We start from the raw sequence: 708 nt of genomic DNA on the forward strand, positions 1-708 counted from the left end.
CCCTGCTGGGGCTGGCGCGTTCGACCGCCTACTACACGCCCCGCGAGGTCTCAGCGGAGGACTTGGCGCTGATGCGCCGGATAGACGAGTTACATCTTGATCACCCGTTCGCCGGCGCCCGCATGTTGCGCGATCTACTCCGCCCCGAGGGCTTCGAGGCCGGGCGCAAGCACATCGGCACCCTGATGGCGCGCATGGGGATCGAAGCCCTCTATCGGAAGCCCCACACCTCTCGTCGGCAGCGGGGGGATGAAATCCATCCCTACCTCCTGCGCGGCCTCGCGATCGAGCGGCCCAATCAAGCGTGGGCGGCGGACATCACCTACATCCCGATGCGCCGAGGCTTTCTCTACCTGTTCGCCGTGATCGACGGGTTCTCGCGGCGGGTCCTTGCCTGGCGGCTTTCCAACACCTTGACGACCGACTTCTGTCTGGACGCGGTGCGGGAAGCCATCCACCGCCACGGCTGCCCGGAGATCTTCAACACTGATCAGGGTGGCCAATTCACCAGCGGCGAATTCACCGGTTTGCTCAAGGCGCACGACATCCGGATCAGTATGGACGGCAAGGGGTCCTGGCGGGACAACGTCTTCGTCGAGCGCCTGTGGAAAAGCGTCAAGTACGAAGAGGGGTATCTCAAGGCCTATGACAACGTCGCCGATGCGCCAGCCAACCTGGCCACGTATCTGCGTTTCTACAACGAGCGAC

At 63.7% G+C, this 708-nt stretch carries 1 protein-coding gene; it reads left to right on the plus strand.

Translation table 11 applies throughout. From position 1 onward, the window contains the following. On the plus strand, positions 1 to 708 hold a 708-nt coding region (locus tag AW06_RS13010; RefSeq protein WP_273704663.1), incomplete at both ends, for an IS3 family transposase.

It is taken from the genome of Candidatus Accumulibacter cognatus, from assembly GCF_000584975.1.
Classification (GTDB): domain Bacteria; phylum Pseudomonadota; class Gammaproteobacteria; order Burkholderiales; family Rhodocyclaceae; genus Accumulibacter; species Accumulibacter cognatus.